Raw genomic sequence first — 18,712 nt, forward strand, 5'->3', positions numbered from 1 at the left:
CTATGGTGCCACGCGGGGTTCGGCCCCGCTCAACAATCGTGTGAGGAAGTCTTCAGCATTTGCCGATTGGGCAAAAAGCCGCTCGGTGAGCTGCGCCGTGCCCCGCAGCGGCTCCCGCGTCTGCACTCGCTGGAGGCGGTTCTGGTTGGGAAGCTCGAAAATGATCGAATCCCAGCTGGCACCGACCACTTCAGCGGGGAACGTCGCGATGCATTTGCCCCGGAAGTACGCCCGGGTGTCGCGGGGCGGTTCGGACATCGCGCGCTCGACCTGCGCGCCGGAAACCAGCAGTTCTGCCTGGCCGCGCTGGGCGAGCCGGTGGTAGATGCCCTTGCTGGGGCGCAGGTCGGCGTACTGCAGGTCGATCAGGGCCAGCCGGTGGTCCCCCCACGCCAGGGAGTCGCGCTCCCGGTAGGCCTGGAGGATCTTGAGTTTGGCCACCCAGTCGACCTGCGTCGAGGCCGACATCGGGTCCCTGCGCAGCAGGTCGATCAGCGAACCCCACCGGTCGAGCACGTCCCGGGTCTGCTCGTCGGCACCCGGGGCGCACGCCGCCGCGGCCGCCCCGTGGTAGATCTCCTGCAGATCGAGGGCTGTGACGTTCCTGCCGTCCGTGAGCTGGACGGTGGCCGTGAGCGTGGGGTCGTGGCTGATGGTCTGGAGGGCGCGGACGGGTTCGGCGAGTTCCGGCACCGGTGCGCTGCCGCTTTCGATCAGGGACAGCACGAGCGCCGTCGTGCCGAGTTTGAGGTAGTTGGAGACTTCATTGAGATTGGCGTCGCCGATGATCACGTGAAGCCTGCGGTACTTCTCCGCGACGGCGTGCGGCTCATCGCGCGTGTTGATGATCGGCCGGCGCACGGTGGTCTCGAGACCGATCTCGTTTTCGAAGAAGTCGGCGCGCTGGCTCACCTGGAACCCGGGCTCCTGGTGGGCCGCCCCGATTCCCACCCGGCCGGCGCCGCAAAGAACCTGCCGGGAGACGAAGAACGGAATGAGCGCCGCCGCGAGGTTCCCGAAGGGGACGCTGCGGGGTACGAGGTAGTTCTCGTGGGAGCCGTAGGAGACACCCTTGTTGTCGGTGTTGTTCTTGTACAGGTGCACCGGTGAGAAGCCGGGGGTGGCGGCGATGCGCTCCATGGCCGCAAGGGCCACCCGGTCCCCCGCCCTGTCCCAGAGCACGGCGTCGAGCGGGTTCGTTACCTCCGGGCTGGAGTACTCGGGATGGGCGTGGTCGACGTAGAGCCGCGCCCCGTTGTTCAAAACCAGGTTCATCAGCACGGCCGGGTCCTGGAGGTCGGCGCCGTCGTCGAGCGCCACCTGCTCGGCCGTGAGCACGGCAGGCTCGTCGGTGAGCTGCGCCGGAGGCACCGACGCCCGGTCGACCAGCCAGCCCCGCGCGTCGGCAAGGGGCGCTTCGTCGGTGTAGTCCCACCGGGTTCCGGCCAGGTTGCCGAGCCCCTCCCGAAGGGTCGCGGCGTAGGCGTTGACCACCTGGGAGGAGAGCATTGTCGGGTTCGCCGCGGGAAGGCCGGGGGCGATGATCCCGTACTCCGTTTCGGTTCCCATGACCCGGTGCACCGAAACCTCGCCCGCTGTGGTTCCCGCCAGGACGGGCGTGGACGAGGTGCCCGAGGTTGTGGTCATAGATACTGGCCGGTGTTGGCGGCAGTCTCGATCGCCTTGCCGGGCTCCTGGCCCGCCTTGCCCTGGACGATCGTCCTGATGTAGGTGATGCGTTCGCCCTTCTTGCCGGAGATCCGTGCCCAGTCATCGGGGTTGGTGGTGTTCGGCATGTCCTCATGCTCGCGGAACTCATCGACGACAGCGCGCATGAAGTGTTCGATGCGCAGGCCCTTGCTGCCCTCAAGCAGGAGGTCCTTGATCGCGTACTTCTTGGCCCGGTCCACCACGTTCTGGATGACCGCTCCCGAGTTGAAGTCCTTGAAGTAGAGCATCTCGGTGTCCCCGTTGGCGTAGGTCACCTCGAGGTACTCGTTCGACTTCTCCGTCGAGTACATCTTTTCCACCGTGAGCCGGATCATTTCCTGGACGGTGACCGCCGCGTTGCCGCCGTACTCGGCGAGGTCGTCGGCGTGGAGGGGCAGGTCCTCGGTGATGTACTTGGCGAAGATTTCCGCCGCACCTTCGGCGTCGGGCCGCTGGATCTTGATCTTGACGTCGAGCCGGCCCGGACGGAGGATCGCCGGGTCGATCATGTCCTCGCGGTTCGAGGCGCCGATCACGATCACGTTCTCGAGTTTCTCCACGCCGTCGATCTCGCTGAGCAGCTGGGGCACGATCGTTGTCTCGACGTCGGAGGACACCCCGGTGCCGCGGGTGCGGAACAGGGAGTCCATTTCGTCGAAGAACACAACGACGGGGCTGCCGTCCGAGGCCTTCTCGCGTGCGCGGGAGAAGATCAGCCGGATGTGGCGTTCGGTCTCCCCCACATATTTGTCCAGCAGCTCGGGGCCCTTGATGTTGAGGAAGTAGCTGCGGATCTGCTCGGTGCCCGACCGCTCCGCGGCCCTGGCGGCGAGCGCGTTGGCCACGGCCTTGGCGATCAGGGTCTTGCCGCACCCCGGCGGGCCGTACAGGAGGATTCCCTTCGGCGCCTTCAGGCCGTGCTCACGGTAGAGGTCGGGGTGGAGGAAGGGCAGCTCGACGGCGTCGCGGATCTGCTCGATCTGCGGGCCCAGGCCTCCGATGTCCTCGTACCCGATGTCGGGCACCTCCTCCAGCACGAGGTTCTCGACCTCGCTGCGCGCAACCTTCTCAAGGCCGAAGCCGGATTTCGTGTCGACGGCGAGGGCGTCGCCGACGCGGATCCGCTGGGTCTGCAGGGGGCCGCTCAGCCGGATGACGCGCTCGTCGTCCGTCCGGCCGACCACGAGCGCCCGGTCGACGCCGAGCAGCTCCTTGACCGTGACGATCTCACCGGCCCGCTCGTAGCCGAGGGCGGCAACGATCGTCAGCGACTCGTTGAGCAGCACCTCCTGCCCGGCGGAAAGCTGGCGCACATTGATCAGCGGGCTCACCGTCACGCGCAGCTTCCGTCCGGACTGCAGGATGTCCGCGGTGTCCTGCACGGTGGCCTGCGTTGTGGTTCCGGGCTCGGCCGCCTGCTGGGCGTTGACCTGGATGACCGTTGCGAAGCTGAACGGGGCCGCGCCCTCCTTTTCGAGGGCGGCCTTGAGCCTGATGATTTCGGTGCGCGCCGACTCGAGCGCTGAGACGAGGCGCGTGTTGTTCTGCGTGGCCGAGGCTAGCTGCCTGTCGATGTGCCGCAGTTTGTCCCGCAGCACGTTGAGCTGGCGCTGGGCCACAGCGTACTCGCCCGGCGTCGGTGCGTTCACCTGCCCGGAGCCGTCGGGACGGGAAGCGAAGTTTTCAGATTCCGACATAGCGTGTCGCCACCTTCAATTCGGCATACCTATGAATCGACCATAGCGCAGGCAAAGGCGCTGGGAACGATCGTTGCACTTTCAAACGTCTCAATTGCAATGTTCGTTTCCTTCGCGGCCGATTTTCATCCCCGGTCGGTTCAGGAACCGGTCGGGTTCTCCGCGTCGCGCCGCGCCTGGGCCTCCTCGGGAGGAAGCGCGCCGCGCTGGATGGTCGAGGCGGCGTCGCGGGCAACACGCCGCAGGCGCTTGTCGGACACCTCCCGCTCCCCCACGGCCTGCGGGGTCCAGGCGTTGAGGTCCGCCTCGCTGAAATCTGTTTTCGACGGGCGCCGCTTCTGGATCAGGCCTGTCGCCCCGTGCGCCAGGCGCCGGGTGGTCAGGAGGAATCCGGTGTGGGCAACCATGCGGTGGTCCGGACGCACGGCCAGGCCTTCGAGGTGCCAGCCGCGCACCATCGACTCCCAGGCCTCGGGTTCGGTGAACCGGCCGTCGGCCCGGATCGCTTCGGCAGTGCGCGAGAGCTGGGTCACCGTGGCAACGTAGCTGATCCACACCCCGCCGGGCGCCAGGACGGTTCCAACGGCGTCGAGGCACTCCCAGGGCGCGAGCATGTCGAGCACCACCCGGTCCACGCTGCCGGGTTCTTCCTTTTCGACCACCTGGTCCTGGAAGTCGCCGAGGGAGATCTTCCAGGCGGGGTGGGGTCCGCCGAAGATGGTTTCGACGTTGCCCCTGGCGATGTCGGCGAATTCCTCGCGGCGTTCGATCGAGTGGAGGTAGCCCGAGTCGCCGACCGCGCGCAGCAGTGAGATCGAAAGGGCGCCGGATCCGACACCCGCTTCGACTACCCGGGCGCCCGGGTAGATGTCGCCCATTGTGATGATCTGGCCGGCGTCCTTGGGGTAGACCACTGCGGCCCCGCGGGGCATAGAGAGCACGAAGTCGGACAGCAGCGGGCGCAGCGCCTGGTAAAGCTGCCCCGTGGTGTTGGGAAGGACGGTCCCCTCGGGCTGCCCGATGACCTTGTCGTGGAGCAGGAACCCCTTGTGCGTGTGGAAGGCGCCGCCCGGGGTGAGCGTGACGGTGTTCATCCGGCCCTTTTCGTCAGTGAGCTGGACCCGCTCTCCCGGACGAAACACGCCCCTCCTGCTCGCTGCGCCGTGGGGTCCGTTCCCGGCAGGGAGTTCGGCGGGTGTGTTCATTTTCGAGTGATCCTTCGCGTTGAGGTGATGCTGAGACGTGCAGGTCGTGCTGAGACGTGTGCTGGGACGAGCCTCTGGTGCGGGCCGATCGGGCGGGCGGGTCAGGGCCGACCCGGGGTGCGCCTGCCTGTGACGGCGTCGATGGCGGCCGAGCGGTGAAGCAGGCCGGTGACCCTCCCGCGGGGGTCGATGACGGGGAATTCGTTGCCTTCGAGCCGTGCCAGCAGCTGCAGGAGCTGCTCTCCGGCGGCGGACTCGGGAACGATCGAACCGGCGGGAAGGGGCCGTGCGGCCGCCGCTGCCGGTGTTGCGGCCGCCGCTGCCGCCGGCACGTCGCCCAGTGCCACCGGGTCGACGACCGCATCCGCCCCGCCCCCGGCTCCGATCAGGATCACGGCGGCGTCGGGGCGTCCCGCAAGGAGCTGGCGGACATGGTTCACAGGGGTGGCGGCGGGAACCGCGAAAGCGGGTTGCTTGAGCCGGGCGGCGCTCACCTCGGGCAACCGCAGGCGCATCCTGGCGATCGTGATGGCCTCTCCTGCTCCGGACCACATGACCGCACCGGCAATCACTGCCACGATGATGAGGGGCAGGGACGGTGCCTGTCCGGCAAGGAACGGCACGCCGAGCACGACGGCGAGAATCAGCACGACGATGAGGCGCCCGGCCCAGCCCGCGGCGATGGTGCCCTTCTCCTGGCTGCCGGTGGCTTTCCACACCGCCGATTCGACGAGCCGGCCGCCGTCCAGGGGCAGCCCGGGGAGGAGGTTGAACGCTGCAAGGAGCAGGTTCGCCCAGAGGAGGATGTTCGCGAGCAGCTGGGCCACCGAGAACGGCTCGGTGAGGGTGAGGATCCCCCAGCTGAGCACCGCGAGGACAAGGTTCGCCGCGGGCCCGGCAAGGGCAACGCTCAGTGAACGGCCGGGCGAGGCGCTGAACGTCTCGAACTGGGTGTGCCCGCCCCAGAGGTTCAGCACGATGCGGGTGGTCGGCCAGCCGAAGGCCCGGGCGGTAAGGGCATGGGCAAGCTCGTGGATGAGGACCGACAAGGCGAGCAGCAGGGCGTAGGCGAGGGCGACGCCGTAGGCGCCGACGCCAAGTTCCGGGAAGTTCAGCGCAACGCGTGGTCCGAAGAAGAGCGCGATCGCCGCCGTGATGAGGAACCAGGACCATGTCAGAACGATCGGGATTCCCGCGATCCTGCCCAGGGAGACCCCCAGCTTCTGGCTGCGGCGTTCCGGCCCGGTGGGGGCCGCGGCGTTCATTCTCCGGGCTCCGGTGTGGATGCCCCGCCGGAAACCAGGGAATCCAGGTCCCGGAGCGTCCTGCCCTCGAGGGTGGTCCAGTCGGTGCGCCGAGGGTCTTCGGGCAGCGGCACGAAGTGTGGCACCGCAAGCGTCACAACCCCGGCACCAAGGGCCGAGGTCACCCCGGGCAGCGAGTCTTCGATGGCGACGACCCGTTCCTTGGTCAGGCCGGGGGTACGCTCGGCAAGGCGTGCGAACGCCGTGAGGTAGGCCTCGGGGTGGGGCTTGCCGTGCGTAACGCTGTCGCCGGTGACAAGGAGGTCGAATGTGTCCTCGGGCAGCTGGGCCTGCACCTCGGAGGCGAGGGCGAGCTCGGACATCGTCACGAGCGCGCAGGGAACGCCGTTGAGGCGGAGTTCTTCAAGCAATTCCCGGGCTCCCGGGCGCCAGGGGACCTGACGGCGGACCTTCTGCACCACCACGCCGGTGAGGTGGTCGATGATTTCCCGCACGGTCAGCTGAACGCCGGCCTGCTGGAGGAGTCCGGCCGAGAACGGCAGGGCCTGCCCGACGAGCGCCTTGGCCTGCTCGGGCGACCAGGTTCCGCCGTGGGCCTTGACGATTTCCATTTCCGCTTCGATCCAGTACGGCTCCGTGTCGACGATTGTTCCGTCCATGTCCCACAGCACGGCCTGGACGGCGGCACGGGATTCCGGATCGGCTGGGAACGGGCGGGGGCGGGCGTCGACGGCGGTCGGGGAAGCAGGGGTGGCCATGTCCCAAGTCTACGGCGGGTACAGGGGCGTCTCCTGCGGCTCCGCTGTCCGCGAAGCACTCGCGCGGTGACTGACATGTCCGCTCGCTGAGGTTTAGGGTGAAGAAGTGAACACCTTCGACGACAGCCAGCCGCACGGCGTGCGCGACCTCTTTCAGGACGACGCGAACCCCGACCGGCGCGTCACCATCATGCTCGCCGCGTTCGAGGGGTGGAACGACGCCGGCGAAGCGGCAAGCGACGCCCTGCGGTTCGTGGGCCGCTATCTTGGCAGCGAGAAGATTTCGACCATTGACGCCGACGAGTTCTACGATTTTCAGTTCACCCGCCCGATGATCAAGCGCAACGCCGCTGGGCAGCGGAGGATCAAATGGCCGACGACGAAGATCAGCCGGGCGCCCGTGCCCGGTTCGAACGTCGACCTCATCCTCGTTCACGGCGTCGAGCCTTCCTACAAGTGGCGTGCCTACACCGCCGAGCTTGTCGCCTCCGCTAAGGAGCTGAAGGTCGACTGCATCGTCCTTGTCGGCGCACTGCTTGCCGACGTCCCCCATTCCCGTCCGATTCCTGTGACCGTTACTTCCGATGACGAGCTGCTGCGCGAGGGCCTCGACGTCGAGCCGTCAACCTATGAGGGTCCGATCGGGATTGTCGGGGTGCTGGCGGAGGTGGGCCTGCTCGCCGACATTCCGACGATGTCCCTCTGGGCGGCCGTGCCCCATTACGTGGGGCAGTCGCCGTCGCCCAAGGCCCAGCTGGCCCTGCTGAACCGGCTTGAGGAACTCCTGCAGGTCAACCTGGAGACGCAGGTGCTCAGCGAGGAGTCGGAGGCGTGGGAGCGCGGCGTTGACGAACTCGCCACCGAAGATCCGGAGGTGGCCGCGTACGTGAGGCAGCTCGAGGAGGCCAAGGACACGGTGGACCTGCCCGAGGCCAGCGGCGAGTCGATTGCGCGCGAGTTTGAGCGCTACCTCAAGAAACGCCGGCGCGAGCAGTAGCTGCCGGCCCCCGGGCCCGCGCGCAGGTTCCCGCCGTGGTCTTCCGGAGCCGCTCGCGCTTGGAGGCGGGTTCCGTGCCTACAGGCGGATGCCGAGCAGGGCGTCAAGCGCCGCGGCGGTTGACCGGGCGCCGTCGGCGGTGCCTGCCGGGAGCCCGGCTGCCGCAGCGGTCTCCGCCCACCGGTCTACCGCCCGCAGCGCTTCGGGAGCGTTGAGGTCGGCCGCAAGCGCGGCCCGCAGGTCTTTGATCAGGGTCTCGGTCGATGCGGCGGTCGAGGTGCCCAGTGCCCGGCGCCAGGCTCCGAGGCGCGCCGTGGCCTCCTGCAGCGCCTCGTCGGTCCAGGACCATTCGGAGCGGTAGTGGTGATTCAGGATGGCGAGGCGGATCGCCGCAGGCTCAACGCCGTCGGTTCGCAGCTTGGAGACGAGCACGAGGTTCCCCCGTGACTTGCTCATCTTCTCGCCGTCGTATCCAACCATCCCCGAGTGGGCGTAGTGGCGCGCCAGGGGAACACCGGCGCTCGCTGATGCGTGTGCGGCGCTCATCTCGTGGTGGGGGTAGATGAGATCGGATCCGCCGCCCTGCACCGTGAAGGGGGAAGGGAGGAACCGCTGGGCGATGACCGAACATTCGACGTGCCAGCCGGGACGTCCCTCGCCGAGGCTTCGGCCTTCCCAGCTCGGTTCACCGGTCCGGGCCACGCGCCACAGCAGCGGGTCGAGGGCGTGCTTCTTCCCGGACCGCTCCGGGTCTCCGCCGCGTTCGGCGAACAGTCGGACCATCTCGTCTTCCGCCAGGTTGGAGACCTGCCCGAGGAACCACAGGGCGTCGTCCTTGCCGTGCATGGCCGAGGCCGCCGTAACCGAAAAGTAGATGTCGCCGTCGGGCTCGCCGTCGGAGCCGGGCACGGCGTAGGCAAGGCCGGCGTCGCGGAGTGCCTCGACCACCGGAACGATCCAGTCGATTGCCTCGACCGCCCCGACGTAGTGGTCCGGCGCGAGGACGTTGAGGGCTTCCATGTCGGTACGGAACAGTGCGATCTGCTCTTCGGCCAGATCCCGCCAGTCCACGCCGGTGGCGGTGGCGCGTTCAAGGAGCGGGTCGTCGACGTCGGTGACGTTCTGCACGTAGCTGACGGTTGCCCCGGTGTCCCGCCAGACGCGGTTCAGGAGGTCGAACGCGACGTAGGTGGCCGCGTGCCCGATGTGGGTCGCATCATAGGGGGTGATTCCGCACACATAGAGGCTCGGATTGTCCTCCTGCGGCAGGGGGACGACGCGCCCCTGGGGTGTGTCGTACAGTTCGATGCCCGACTGCTGGCCGGGAAGGTCCGGGACGGGGCTGGAGTTCCACGCAATCACCCTTCTACCTTACGTTCTCGCGGCGGCTGCCCGGCACAGGCCGTCTGCGTCGCGGAGGCAGGCGGACCGGCTCAGGCGCTGATGACGTTGGTCCCGAGCAGGGTGAAGAGCACGAGGCCGAGCCCGATCCGGTACCAGACGAAGAGTCCGTAGCTGCGCGTGGAGACGAACTTCAGGAACCAGCCGATGATGGCGAAGCCCACACCGAAGGCGATCACCGTGGCAAGTGCGGTCTCCCCCAGCCCATAGGGGCCCTGGTTGTCAAAGCTCTTGACCAGCTGGAAGATGCCGCTGCCGAAGACCGCAGGCACGGCAAGGAGGAAGGAGTAGCGTGCGGCGGCTTCGCGGGTGTAGCCCATGAACAGTCCGGCTGTGATGGTTCCGCCCGACCGCGAAACGCCGGGGATCAGGGCCAGCGCCTGCGCGAATCCGTAGAGGATGCCGTGCCGGTAGGTAAGCCGCCGGAGGTCCCGGGTCTGCCTGCCGACGGCGTCCGCCACCGCGAGGATCAGCCCGAAGACGACGAGCATCGTCGCAACTAGCCACATGCTGCGGAACGTGCTTTCGATCTGGTCCTGGAACAGCAGGCCAAGGATCACGATCGGAAAGCTGCCCAGGATCACCAGCCAGCCCATGCGGGCGTCCGGATCCTGCCGGCTCACCTTGCCCGTCAGTGAGCCGAACCAGGCGCCGACGATGCGGACGATGTCGCGCCAGAAGAACACGATGACGGCGGTCTCGGTTCCCAGCTGGGTGATGGCGGTGAAGGCGGCACCCGGGTCCTGCGCGTTGGGCAGGAGTTCTCCGGCGATGCGCAGGTGGGCGCTGGAGGAGATGGGCAGGAATTCCGTAAGGCCCTGCACAAGGCCCAGGATGGCGGCTTCAATCCAATTCACATGTATAGACCCTAGAGCAACCTTCTCGGCGCAGGCTTTAGGCTTGCTGTATGCAACGGCGAAACGTGGGAATCAGCGGCCTGGCCGTCTCGGTGCTCGGACTCGGAACGATGGGCTGGGGGCAGGAGGTCGACGACGAGACCGCACGCGAGCAGCTGCGGCTCTTTGTCGACGCCGGCGGCACCCTCGTCGAGTCCGCCGCGCGTTACGGCGAGGGCCAGGCCGAGGCGATGCTCGGCGGACTGATCGGAGACGTCGTCGCCCGCTCGGAGCTCGTGCTGACCGTCCAGGGCGGGGCAACGCGGGCGGGAAGCCGGACGGCTGACTCGTCACGGCGCGGACTCCTCGATTCACTCGACGCCTCCCTGTCGCGGCTTGGAACCGACCATGTGGATCTGTGGCTGGCGCCGGCCCCGGACGCCCAGGTGCCGCTCCATGAAACTCTCAGCGCCCTCGAAGCCGCCTACGTGTCGGGGCGGGCCCGGTATGTGGGCGTTTCGAACCATGCCGGGTGGGAATTCGCCCGTGCCGCCGCAACCGCCGGGTTCCCGATCGTCGCGAATGAAGTCGAGTACTCCCTGCTCAGCAGGGGCGTGGAGCGGGAGGTGGCGCCGGCAGCCGCCGCGGCCGGTGCCGGCATCCTGGCCTGGGGTCCGCTGGGGCGGGGCGTGCTGACCGGGAAGTACCGCGGGCGGGTGCCTGCTCATTCCCGCGGAGCTTCGGACGTCTGGGCGCCCTACGTCGAGTTCTACCTCGAGGGCAGGCCTCTGCGCGTCACCGACGCCCTGTGCACTGCCTCACAGGGCCTCGACCTGCAGCCCCATGAGCTCGCCCTTCGCTGGCTCCTGGGCCGGCCGGTGGTTGCCGCTGCCGTCGTGGGGGCGAGGACGGCCCATCAGCTCAAGGAACTGCTGGCGACCGAGATCAAGCCCGTTGCCGGCCAGATCACCGACGTCCTCGATGAAGTGTCCGCTCCGGTGAGCTAGTCCGATCAGCGGTCGTTGTCAACCCGCTCTTGAACGGGTTCCTCGTCCAGCTCCTCGTCCGACACCTCGTCGAGGTCGTCCTCCGAGAGCTCGTCGGCGTCCTCATCGGACTCGTCGTAGATTTCCAGCGGCGTGACCTCGCCGTGTGCTTCGTACAGTGCTTCCTCATACGCTTCAAAGGCGTCGGCCACAGCCAGGTACGCCGCTTCAACCGCCGGATCGTCGTCCATTCTCCGCGAGGCCGACGCCGCGAGGTGCTCCTCAAGGGCTGTCACAAGGGTCTGGAGCGCGACACGCGGATCTAAGCTCATGGGTTAGACGTTATCGGTAAAGTGGTGCAAATTGGAGGGATATGCGCGAACAATTTCTCAACGCAACCACGGTGCGCAAGCGCGATTTCGCCCGCCAGTACGAGTACCTCGTCTTGACGGTCAATGCGGGCGAACCGGTGTCCGCTGCCCGGAAACTCCTCAGCGAGCACGCCGAATACGGCAAGTGGGAACTTGAGCGCAGCTGCATTTTCCTCGGCGGAGGACGCCGATACTGGCTCCGCCGGAAGGTCCTTCGCGTCGAGCGCACGGCCTAGCGCTCCAGCGGCCCCAGCCAGGCAGTCGCCACTGTATTGAGCGCCGAGTCTTCGGACGAGGGGTGGAACCGCCCGGCCAGTGCGTCGCGGTGGAGCCGCCCGATCTCGCTCGTTGCCGCGTAGCCGGCACCTCCCGAAACCGAAAGTCCCATGTCGGTCAGCCTCCGCGCTGCTTCGACGGCGTTGGTCTTCAGGCCCACCAGTTTGGCGAACCAAAACGGCCCGTGGTCGGTCACCGCGTCAAGATCCGTTGTGACAGCCCGCAGCTGCGCATCGAGGGCATCGAGGCGCATCGCACCTTCGGCTATGCGCCGGCGGACCAGGGGATCCTGGGCATGCGTAAGACCCTGCTGATGCGAAGTGCGGCGGTTCGCAGCCTCGACCGCCAGCTGCAGCGCCCGATCGGCTATCCCCGTGTAGACCGCGGCGATCAGCGTTTCGAACGCTGCGAAGAGCGCAAAGACCATGGGATCCGCGTTCGGGCCAACCGGCAGGTGCCGGAAGATCCGCGCTGCCGGAACGTGCACGCCCTCGAGACGGGTGGTGTTGGACTGGCTGGCGCGCATCCCCAGCGGATCCCAGTCCTCGATCACTGTCACCCCGGAGGTCCCGCGCGTCACGAAGCCGTGCACCAGGGTGTCGTCCCCATCGGCTGACCCGCTCGCCTTCCCGAACACCCCGAGACGCGTCCAGGCTGGAGACAGGCTCGTGAAAATCTTGGTGCCCGTGAAGGTGTACGAGCCGTCGGGCTGTGGGTCTGCCCGGGTGAGGGAATCGAACAGCACTGCGTCATTGCCGGGCTCGGAGAGGCCGAAGGCATACACCTCGCCGGCGGCGGACTCGTCGAGGATGAATTCCAGTGAGGGGTCACCGCGGTCGCTGAGGAGCTTGGCGACTGCTGTCCACACCAGGTGCATGTTGATGCCCAGCGCCGTCGCGGGGGCGGCCGCGGCGAGTCGGCGCTGGGCCGCGGCGGCCTGCACCATCCCCGCTCCCGAACCGCCTGAGCCGGCCCGGCAGAACAGGCGCAGGTAGCCGGCGGCGGCGAGGTCGGCGAGGTCCTCGGAGAAGAACGCGTTGCGGCGGTCGTACTCCGGCGCCCGCTGGCGGACGGCCTGCAGGAGCGAGTCGGGGAGCAGTTCCTCCTCGAGGGTTGGCGGGACCATCAGTAGGTGCTCAGCAGCCGGGTCAGGACCTTCGTCCCGAAGCGCAGCGAGTCGGCAGGCACGCGTTCGTCGACTCCGTGGAACATGCCGGTGAAGTCAAGCTCATCGGGCAGCTGCAGCGGGGCGAATCCGTACCCGGTGATCCCGAGGCGGCTCAGCGACTTGTTGTCGGTTCCGCCGGAGAGCGTGTAGGGAAGGACCTTGGCCCCGGGATCCTCGCTGTGCAGGGCATCGATCATCGAGTCCACGAGGTTCCCGGCGAACGGCACTTCCAGGGAGACGTCCTTGTGCTCGTAGGAGACCTCCACACCCTCCCCCGCCAGTTCCCGCACTATCTCAAGCACCTTCTCCTGCTGCCCGGGGAGTGTCCGCACGTCGACCAGGGCCTCGGCCGTGCCCGGGATGACGTTGTGCTTGTAACCGCTTTTCAGCATGGTCGGGTTGGAGGTGTTCTGGAGAGTTGCTCCGACGAAGCGCGCCACCGTTCCCAGTTCGGCGAGGAGGCGCTCGGGGTTGTCGGGGTCGAATTCGACGCCCGTCAGTTCGGTCACGCCGTCGAGGAACTGCCGGGTGGTCGGGGTCAGCTCGATCGGCCACTTGTACTCGCCCACCCGCGCCACGGCACGCGCGAGCCGGGTCACCGCGTTGTCGGTGTTGATTTGGGAGCCGTGCCCGGCGCGCCCGTGCGCGACGAGCCGCAGCCAGGAGATGCCCTTCTCCGCCGTCTGCAGCAGGTAGGTCCGCTGCCCGCCGATTGTGGCCGAGAAGCCGCCAACCTCGGAGATGGCCTCGGTGGCGCCGTCGAACACCCCGGGCTTGTTGTCGACCAGCCACGACGCCCCGTACTTGCCGCCGGCTTCTTCATCAGCGAAGAACCCGAAGATCAGGTCGCGCTTCGGGCGGATCCCGCTGCGCTGCAGGTGCCGAAGCACGGCAAGGATCATGGCGTCCATGTCCTTCATGTCGACGGCGCCGCGCCCCCAGATCAGGCCGTCGCGTTCCTCCCCGCCGAATGGGTCGGCGCTCCAGTCCTCCTTCTGGGCGGGGACGACGTCAAGGTGCCCGTGGACCACCAGGGCCGGCAGCGACGGGTCGGTTCCCTCCATGCGGGAAATGACCGAGGCCCGGCCGGGAGCCGCCTCATAAATTTCGGTCGCGAGGCCCGTCTCTTCGATCAGCCCGGCGGTGTACTCCGCGGCGGCCCTCTCCCCCGGCCCGGCATTGTCTCCGAAGTTTGAGGTGTCGAACCGGATGAGCTCCTGGCAGATCCGTACGACTTCGTCTTCGGGTTTGATGCTCATGAAGGTCCTCCTCGGTGGCGGTAGCTCCCCCAAGCCTACCGAGCCCGCAACGCCGCGGCCGGAGCCACCCCGGGGGCAGCCGACGCGGTGGGAAGGAAGGTCCGGAATTCCGCCTCCCGCCGGCCGCCGGGGTCGGGTGGAACGCCTCGATTAAACGGTTCGGCATATCTCGTGTTAGAGTTTTTTTCGCCGCTTTCGACGGTTTTCAACCGGAAAAAGCCCACCCGCGCGGGTGGCGGAATGGCAGACGCGCTAGCTTGAGGTGCTAGTCCTCTTATTGAGGGTGGGGGTTCAAGTCCCCCTCCGCGCACAGTGAAAAGCCCCGGATTTCCGGGGCTTTTCTGTTTAATCGTTTCCTCCGCGGGAGGAGGCGGATGTACGCAGGCTTACCCCTGCCGCCATGGCGAGGCTGCCTGTCCCGTTCCTTTCCGGCGGAGTCCCTGCGAGGATGGGGGCATGGGGGAAACAGGAAAGATCGTCAGCGCCGGCGCGCTCATCGCTGTCCTTGCGGGGTGTTCGTTCAACTACCTGTCGGAGGACGCCAAGCGGGAACTGCGCGATGGGTCAAGTCAGTATCAACAGGCGATCCTCGCCGACCTGCACGTCACCGAAGCCGAGTACCGGGGCGCGGTTGCCGAGGCCCATGCCTGCGTGGCCGCGGCAGGTATGACGGTCGAGCCGGTACGGCCGATGGATGACCAGCAGCTGGGCTTTGGCTCCTCCTATACCGGGGACCAGGCGGCCTCGGATGCTCTGCAGGAGAAGGCCACCCGTTGCCAGGAGGACCACCTTGGCGCCGTCGGCCGGGTCTGGGTGTCGCAGGGCGACAAGCTGACACCGCAGTAAAGCCCGGCGCGGCCTGGGAGTGATAATGGACGTTTCGCCCCGCGTTGATTCGTCGCGAATGGGTCCGGCGCGGCCGGAGGACGTACCCCGCCAATCAAGTGCCTGGCGGGTTCATGCTGACCCAGGTCACCGTGCCGTCGAAGGTCCGCCCGGCGCGGTTCAGCAGACCGGTGATGAGTTCCTCGATCAGCGTCTGCCGGACCGCGTATTCGACCCACTCACCGACCGTTGCAGGCTCCCAGGCCTGCCAGGACGGGGAGTCGGTCGTGTCCGGGTGCACGATCCGCACGCCGTACAGCACCGGGTCATGCTCCCAGTGGAAGAGGATTTCGAGGCTTCCGTCCGCAGCTGCGATGTCCACGATGCGCAGGTCGAAGCCCCCGACCGGGACCCGGAAACACTCCCAGGCTGCGGCGACTAATTCCCGGGGCGCGAGGTGCTTCATGGGGTTAGGCTTGGGGCATGGCGCAGCCGCCCATCAGTGCCACCTGGGTCAAGCTCTTGCTTGCCGGATTCAGCGCGTTCGTGAGCGTGTGCTGGCTGATCATCTGGGTTTTCGATCCCGACCGGATGCTCCATCCGCTCCTCGCAGCCCTCTTCCTTGTCCTTGCCGCGACGTACTGGATGGGCTGGCGCCGGGATCGGTCCCGGCAACGGCACGGGCACGGCGGAGGCCCGTAGCGCGGATGCGTTGCGGCGACGCGCCCTCCGCCTGAGAGGCACCGCCGAGCAGGCTGCACTGGCCCGCCGCCCGCGAAGGACGGCGGGCCCGCTGTCAGGACGGAGCCACGACGTCAACGATTGCGAATCTCTTGCCTTCCTCCGAGAGGGGCTCCGGCCGGGTCATGACCCCGTAGGTGCCCGGTGCGAGGTCCGCCGAGAGGGTGATCCGCATTGAGTAACACCCGTTGGCGTCGGCATACGCCACCGCATCTCCGATCAGCGATCGATCCGTCTGGTACGGACCGAACATGACGTGTACCGCAGCACCCGGGGTGTAACCGCCGCCGGAGATGTTCCAGGAGCTTCCCGCCTCGCGGGTGACCCGGACCTCATCCTCGCGCGAGGAGGGAACGAGGTCGGGGTAGGTCGCTGCCGGAGCGTGCACCGCGGGCTGGGCCGGAACGGGTACCTCCGGCATGGGTGCTTGAGCCGGTGCTTGAGCCGGTGCTTGAGCCGGTGCCGGAGCTGCGGCCGGTGCTGCGGCTGGCGCTTCAGCCGCGGGCGTGGGCGTTGGTTCCTCCCCGGCCGGCGTCGTCGTCGGTGCCGGGGTGGCTGTCGGTTCCGGAGCCTGCGTGGTCGGTGCGGCGTCGGCAGGTGTGGCGCTGGCTGGCGCGCTCGAGGCCGGGCGGTCCGGCGATCCCGAAACGTCCTGAGCCGGGCTGCACCCGGCGAGAAGGACCGCGGCGATGGAGAGTGCAAGGACGGGTGATTTCTTCAACGTAATTGCCTGTCTATGAGAGGTGTGGATGGCTCCTTTGAAATACATGCCCTGACGGCGCGCGGAAAGCACGGCGGAATAGGGTGTGGACTCATCGAAAACCGTGGCTGGGGCTCTGTTCAGCCCGCACACGAGTGCGATTTGGCACCCGGCTGCCCCCACAAGCCGCGTACTGAGGAGGACTCTACAACCGCCGTCGCCAGCTGGAACAGCCGGCCGGATCACGGTCGTACAACGTTTGTCCCACGTCAACCCCCGGGCAGATAGCTGACCCGCCTCCGTTCTCAGGCGGGGGCGTCGCCGATAGCATTTGTAGGGACACAGCGACCCGTCTGACCAGCTGCCCGTGGACCGCAGTTCCTGCTGATCCGCGCAGCGCCGCATCCCTTTGAGGACCCCCATGCCAAAAGATGCACGCCGTTACCTTTCCAAGGCCGCCGCCTGCGCCGTCGCCGTTCTCGTCGGTTCACTCGCCGTCCATCCGGCAGCGGCCACCGCCGATCCCCCACCAGCTCCCGCCGCTCCCCCCGGAACGGTCCGGGTGGATACGGGGGTGCAGCCGCCCGACCGGTTCATCGTGAAGTTCGACCAGCCTGCCGGAGCCTCCTCCGGCGAGCGCGCCGAGGCTTTCCGGCAGGTGGTCAGCAGCGTCGGAATCTCGATGAAGGAGATCCGCCAGACCTTCGACGGGGCAGCCGTGCTCCAGGCGGCAGGCAACTTGAGCGAAGCGGATGCGGGAAGGGTTGTGGCTGCGCTTGAATCCCGACCGGACGTGGAGTACGCCGAACCGGATCAGTTCCTTCATCCCGCTGCCACCGTGAACGACCCGTACTTCCCGCAGCAGTGGGGCCTGTTCGGGGCCGCGGGAATGCGGGTCCCCGCGGCATGGGACCTCTCGACGGGGGCCGGGGTAAGGGTGGCGGTCGTCGATACCGGAATCACCGCACACAGCGATCTCGCACCGAACCTGCTTCCCGGCTATGACATGATCGCCGATACCGCCCTCTCCGGGGACGGGGACGGCCGCGACGCCGACCCCTCCGACCCAGGGGACTGGTGTGCCGAGCTTGATACGCCGTCCTCCTGGCACGGCACCCATGTGGCAGGCACCATCGCCGCTGCAGCGAACAACGGCAGGGGCGTGGCGGGTATCGCCCACAACGCCAAGATCCAGCCCATCCGCGCCCTCGGCCAGTGTGGAGGGTGGACAAGTGACATCGCCGCGGCGCTGGTGTGGGCAGCCGGCGGGGGCGTGCCCGGGCTCCCGGTGAACCGCACACCGGCCCGCGTCATCAATCTCAGCTTGGGCGGGAACGAACCGTGCAGCGCCACAATGCAGGGAGCCGTCAACTACGCGGTGAACGCAGGAAACGCCGTCGTTGTGGCCGCCGCGGGCAACGAGAACGCGCCCGTCGCCCGGTCGACTCCGGCCAACTGCCAGAACGTGGTGACGGTCGGTGCCACCGGCACCCAGGGCGGCCGCGCGCCGTATTCAAACTACGGACCCGGCGTAGACATCAGCGCTCCCGGAGGAGACCCCTCCCCCACCGGGAGCGGGATCATCTCCACCTGGAACAGCGGAACAGCACGCCCGGCCGCTGAGAGCTACACCTACATGCTGGGGACATCCATGGCAGCGCCCCACGTCTCCGGAGCGGCAGCACTCATGATCTCGCTCAACCCCAGGCTCACCCCCGCCCAGGTGGAGCAGACGCTCAAGCGCACCGCCCGGCCCTTCCCCGGAGGCTGTGGCACCGGCGGCTGCGGGACGGGGTTGGTCGACGCCGCTGCTGCCGTCGGCGCGTCCCGCCCCCGGTAGAACGCCCCCACCGGGGAGCCCCAGCGGGGTGCAGGCGCGCTGTGCAGGGCCCGTCCGTTCCGGAGCCTGCAGGATGGGCCTACCGCGTATGCACGGCACCGGCCCTGCCGGGCATGCCGCGTTGAAGGTGCGATGTTAACGGCCGGCATGGGCTGCGGCCGCACCGTGTGCCGGCTCACCCCGAGCGCCCGGCGCTGCGACGCCACGCCGGGAAAACCGGCCGCCACGCCGTCCATGCCCGGCGCCGGGCATAGACGGGCGGTGGACAGCGTTCAATAACCCTGTCGCAGGAATCGCGACCGTACCCCCACCTGGAGCCCTTCTGTGAACAACGCTGCCCTTCCCGCCTCCGAAATCTTCGACGTCGTATGGACGCCGGAGCAGTTGCACACCGTCGCTGCGGAGAGCCTTCGCGTCCAGGAACACGTTGCCTACCGCGACGCGCTTGCGACTCTGGCGTACCACGCCTCGAAGCGGGAATACGACCGTATCCGTTGCCTGGTCAGCGGCGTCATGGGCGGTCTTGCCGGTACCCACCACATCACCGCGGCGCTCCAGGCAGCACACCTGGCGGTCGTCGTGCCCGGTGTGCTGAGCGCCCGTCAGGTTGAACTCCTCACGATGCCCCTCGCTGCAGCGCTGGCCCCCGAGGCCCGGCTGAGAATGGCCGCCTGACC

The 18,712-nt window shown here is 67.8% G+C and carries 19 protein-coding genes and 1 tRNA gene; 8 read left to right on the forward strand and 12 right to left on the reverse strand.

The window, feature by feature from the left end; translation table 11 throughout:
- From dop to AC4D2R_RS08975, 5 genes are all read right to left on the reverse strand, one after another.
- Nucleotides 1–1,647 carry a depupylase/deamidase Dop gene (dop, locus tag AC4D2R_RS08955; RefSeq protein ID WP_490939435.1) on the reverse strand — a complete coding sequence of 549 codons (1,647 nt, stop codon included), beginning with the start codon at nucleotides 1,645–1,647 and terminating at the stop codon, nucleotides 1–3.
- Complete coding sequence (gene arc / locus AC4D2R_RS08960; RefSeq protein WP_490939437.1) at nucleotides 1,644–3,407, reverse strand: proteasome ATPase; 1,764 nt, start codon at nucleotides 3,405–3,407, stop codon at nucleotides 1,644–1,646. Before arc ends, dop begins: the two co-directional genes overlap by 4 nt.
- A gap of 140 nt (nucleotides 3,408–3,547) precedes the next feature.
- Complete coding sequence (locus tag AC4D2R_RS08965; RefSeq protein ID WP_490900284.1) at nucleotides 3,548–4,612, reverse strand: tRNA (adenine-N1)-methyltransferase; 1,065 nt, start codon at nucleotides 4,610–4,612, stop codon at nucleotides 3,548–3,550.
- A 101-nt stretch (nucleotides 4,613–4,713) separates the two neighbouring features.
- Nucleotides 4,714–5,877, reverse strand: coding sequence for a site-2 protease family protein (locus tag AC4D2R_RS08970; protein ID WP_490939439.1), 1,164 nt, complete (start codon nucleotides 5,875–5,877; stop codon nucleotides 4,714–4,716).
- Nucleotides 5,874–6,635 (reverse strand): HAD family hydrolase, encoded by a 762-nt coding sequence (locus tag AC4D2R_RS08975; RefSeq protein WP_490939441.1) that lies wholly within the window; start codon nucleotides 6,633–6,635, stop codon nucleotides 5,874–5,876. The genes AC4D2R_RS08970 and AC4D2R_RS08975 overlap by 4 nt, the downstream gene beginning before the upstream one ends.
- A gap of 139 nt (nucleotides 6,636–6,774) precedes the next feature.
- Here AC4D2R_RS08975 and AC4D2R_RS08980 point away from each other — a divergent pair, with 139 nt between their 5' ends.
- The gene (locus AC4D2R_RS08980) at nucleotides 6,775–7,632 is read left to right on the forward strand and encodes a PAC2 family protein (protein WP_490939821.1); all 858 of its coding nucleotides are present in this window, start codon (nucleotides 6,775–6,777) and stop codon (nucleotides 7,630–7,632) included.
- Between the two features lie 78 nt (nucleotides 7,633–7,710).
- Here AC4D2R_RS08980 and mshC read toward each other — a convergent pair whose 3' ends face one another.
- Complete coding sequence (gene mshC / locus AC4D2R_RS08985; RefSeq protein ID WP_490939444.1) at nucleotides 7,711–8,994, reverse strand: cysteine--1-D-myo-inosityl 2-amino-2-deoxy-alpha-D-glucopyranoside ligase; 1,284 nt, start codon at nucleotides 8,992–8,994, stop codon at nucleotides 7,711–7,713.
- A 71-nt stretch (nucleotides 8,995–9,065) separates the two neighbouring features.
- Complete coding sequence (locus AC4D2R_RS08990) at nucleotides 9,066–9,890, reverse strand: undecaprenyl-diphosphate phosphatase (protein ID WP_490939447.1); 825 nt, start codon at nucleotides 9,888–9,890, stop codon at nucleotides 9,066–9,068.
- 50 nt (nucleotides 9,891–9,940) lie between these two features.
- Here AC4D2R_RS08990 and AC4D2R_RS08995 point away from each other — a divergent pair, with 50 nt between their 5' ends.
- Nucleotides 9,941–10,876 carry an aldo/keto reductase gene (locus AC4D2R_RS08995; protein WP_490939449.1) on the forward strand — a complete coding sequence of 312 codons (936 nt, stop codon included), beginning with the start codon at nucleotides 9,941–9,943 and terminating at the stop codon, nucleotides 10,874–10,876.
- Between the two features lie 5 nt (nucleotides 10,877–10,881).
- Here AC4D2R_RS08995 and AC4D2R_RS09000 read toward each other — a convergent pair whose 3' ends face one another.
- Nucleotides 10,882–11,187, reverse strand: a complete 306-nt coding sequence (locus AC4D2R_RS09000; protein WP_490939452.1) for a hypothetical protein — start codon at nucleotides 11,185–11,187, stop codon at nucleotides 10,882–10,884.
- Between the two features lie 41 nt (nucleotides 11,188–11,228).
- Here AC4D2R_RS09000 and AC4D2R_RS09005 point away from each other — a divergent pair, with 41 nt between their 5' ends.
- A complete protein-coding gene (locus AC4D2R_RS09005; protein ID WP_490939454.1) occupies nucleotides 11,229–11,462 on the forward strand; it encodes a DUF5703 family protein in 234 nt (77 codons plus the stop codon).
- Here the strand turns inward: AC4D2R_RS09005 and AC4D2R_RS09010 are convergent.
- Together AC4D2R_RS09010 and AC4D2R_RS09015 are read right to left on the reverse strand one after the other, a co-directional pair.
- Nucleotides 11,459–12,628 (reverse strand): acyl-CoA dehydrogenase family protein, encoded by a 1,170-nt coding sequence (locus AC4D2R_RS09010; protein ID WP_490939456.1) that lies wholly within the window; start codon nucleotides 12,626–12,628, stop codon nucleotides 11,459–11,461. The two genes, AC4D2R_RS09005 and AC4D2R_RS09010, sit on opposite strands and share 4 nt — an antisense overlap.
- Nucleotides 12,628–13,929 (reverse strand): M20/M25/M40 family metallo-hydrolase, encoded by a 1,302-nt coding sequence (locus AC4D2R_RS09015; RefSeq protein WP_490939458.1) that lies wholly within the window; start codon nucleotides 13,927–13,929, stop codon nucleotides 12,628–12,630. Before AC4D2R_RS09015 ends, AC4D2R_RS09010 begins: the two co-directional genes overlap by 1 nt.
- A 226-nt stretch (nucleotides 13,930–14,155) precedes the next feature.
- Here AC4D2R_RS09015 and AC4D2R_RS09020 point away from each other — a divergent pair.
- Nucleotides 14,156–14,239, forward strand: a tRNA-Leu gene (locus tag AC4D2R_RS09020).
- Nucleotides 14,240–14,385: 146 nt separating this feature from the next.
- Nucleotides 14,386–14,775 carry a hypothetical protein gene (locus AC4D2R_RS09025; protein ID WP_490939460.1) on the forward strand — a complete coding sequence of 130 codons (390 nt, stop codon included), beginning with the start codon at nucleotides 14,386–14,388 and terminating at the stop codon, nucleotides 14,773–14,775.
- Between the two features lie 94 nt (nucleotides 14,776–14,869).
- On the opposite strand, the gene AC4D2R_RS09030 is transcribed toward AC4D2R_RS09025, so the two are convergent.
- On the reverse strand, nucleotides 14,870–15,220 hold the full coding sequence (locus AC4D2R_RS09030) for a hypothetical protein (RefSeq protein WP_490939462.1): 351 nt from the start codon (nucleotides 15,218–15,220) through the stop codon (nucleotides 14,870–14,872).
- 17 nt (nucleotides 15,221–15,237) lie between these two features.
- Here AC4D2R_RS09030 and AC4D2R_RS09035 point away from each other — a divergent pair, with 17 nt between their 5' ends.
- Nucleotides 15,238–15,456, forward strand: coding sequence for a hypothetical protein (locus AC4D2R_RS09035; RefSeq protein WP_490939464.1), 219 nt, complete (start codon nucleotides 15,238–15,240; stop codon nucleotides 15,454–15,456).
- 94 nt (nucleotides 15,457–15,550) lie between these two features.
- On the opposite strand, the gene AC4D2R_RS09040 is transcribed toward AC4D2R_RS09035, so the two are convergent.
- Complete coding sequence (locus AC4D2R_RS09040) at nucleotides 15,551–16,216, reverse strand: hypothetical protein (protein WP_490939466.1); 666 nt, start codon at nucleotides 16,214–16,216, stop codon at nucleotides 15,551–15,553.
- Between the two features lie 400 nt (nucleotides 16,217–16,616).
- On the opposite strand from AC4D2R_RS09040, the gene AC4D2R_RS09045 reads away from it, so the two are divergent.
- A complete protein-coding gene (locus AC4D2R_RS09045) occupies nucleotides 16,617–18,035 on the forward strand; it encodes a S8 family peptidase (RefSeq protein ID WP_490939468.1) in 1,419 nt (472 codons plus the stop codon).
- 324 nt (nucleotides 18,036–18,359) lie between these two features.
- Nucleotides 18,360–18,710, forward strand: coding sequence for a hypothetical protein (locus AC4D2R_RS09050; RefSeq protein WP_490939470.1), 351 nt, complete (start codon nucleotides 18,360–18,362; stop codon nucleotides 18,708–18,710).
- Nucleotides 18,711–18,712 lie beyond the last annotated feature (2 nt).

This window comes from Arthrobacter sp. TJ-217 (assembly GCF_058269255.1).